Raw genomic sequence first — 1390 nt, forward strand, 5'->3', positions numbered from 1 at the left:
CCCAAGGATAGATGTACATTTGAAAGTTGGCTGGCAATTCCTCGTCTTGCAAGCGTTGAGCTTCGATTTCATCGGTGAGAACCCAAGCGTTTTCGGCAGTAATTAATATTTCTGCAACTCCGGTTTCTGCAGTTAGCAATACTGTATGGGAACCACCGGCTGTGGCCCAAGCAAACCAGTCAGTGCCTCGCAAGCGAAGGGCGAGCGCTTTTTTTTCGGTTAAGGCTTTGCGGATGAATTCGAGTTTTAGATCGACTTCTTGATTTAATGAGTTTATCATTAGCTTTCTTGCATATAAATTGTATTTTTTGGGCGGGCGGGACGCCCACCCCACAATAATTGCATCAAACTTTACTTGAAAAATTAAATGGGTTTCAGCTTATATTGACAAATACGGCTTGCAGTTCTTTAGCTTTTTCTTCGGGTAAAGCGTCGTTGGCAAACATTCCGGCGGCGAGTTCGGTTCCTGCGAGGTATTTTAGCCGATCGCTCGATCGATAGGGCGGATAAAATTGGGCGTGCAAATGCGCTTCTGGATGGGGTTTCCCGTCTGTGGGTCCTTGAAACCAAGCCATCAAATAAGGGAACGGGCGATGCCACAAACCGTCGTATTTGAGGGTGACTGTTTTTAAGGCCTTAGCGAGTGATTGCCGCTGTTTTTCCGTCAAATCGATAAATGTAGCAGCGGGGGCGATCGGGGCAATCCACACTTCGTAAGGGTAGCGGGCACAAGCGGGGACAAAGGCGATCGCCTCTTCGTCTAAATAAATAATTCGCTGTTTGTCGGAAATCTCTTTTTGAATCAAATCTTGCAGCAAACCGCTACTGTTTTTTTGATAGTAAACCGACTGACATTCTAACATCCGTGCCGGCACCGGTGGCACGAACGGATAAGCGTAAATTTGACCGTGGGGATGGTGCAAAGTTACTCCGACTTCGACACCGCGATTTTCAAAGGGCAAGACGTATTCAATTTCTGGATTGCTGCCAATAACTGAAGTGCGATCTGCCCATACTTCTAACAATAATTCCAAGTGAGATAACTCCAAAGAACCGAGGGAAGCCAGCGGATCTTGAGTGAAAACCACGACTTCGCAAATGCCTTTAGCTGGCAAAGTTTCGACAATATTTGCAGGTGCGTTTTTTGCTTGCAAAGTCATCGAGGGAAAGCGGTTGTCAAACACTGCTACATCGTAATCTCCCGGCGGCAATTCTGTCGGAAACTTAGGGTTAATTGTCGCTGCCAGCGGGTTGTATTCCGGCGGCGGCATGAAAGTTCTTCCCTGACGGTGGCTGGCGTATGCTACCCATTCCCCCCGCAAAGGATGCCAGCGAAAGTGGGGGTTTGCCTCTACGGGTTCATTGCTGGGACTTACGGCCGCGATACCTT

The 1390-nt window shown here is 48.1% G+C and carries 1 protein-coding gene and 1 pseudogene; both read right to left on the reverse strand.

From position 1 onward, the window contains the following. Window positions 1–280, reverse strand: a pseudogene (locus tag QUA45_RS28795) (M24 family metallopeptidase); the annotation flags it as partial. 94 nt (window positions 281–374) lie between these two features. Then, a partial coding sequence (gene galT, locus QUA45_RS28800; RefSeq protein ID WP_333223356.1) for a galactose-1-phosphate uridylyltransferase occupies window positions 375–1390 on the reverse strand: 1016 nt, incomplete at its 5' end.

Origin of the sequence: Microcoleus sp. Pol12A5, from assembly GCF_036701435.1 — a bacterium.
Lineage (GTDB): Bacteria > Cyanobacteriota > Cyanobacteriia > Cyanobacteriales > Microcoleaceae > Microcoleus.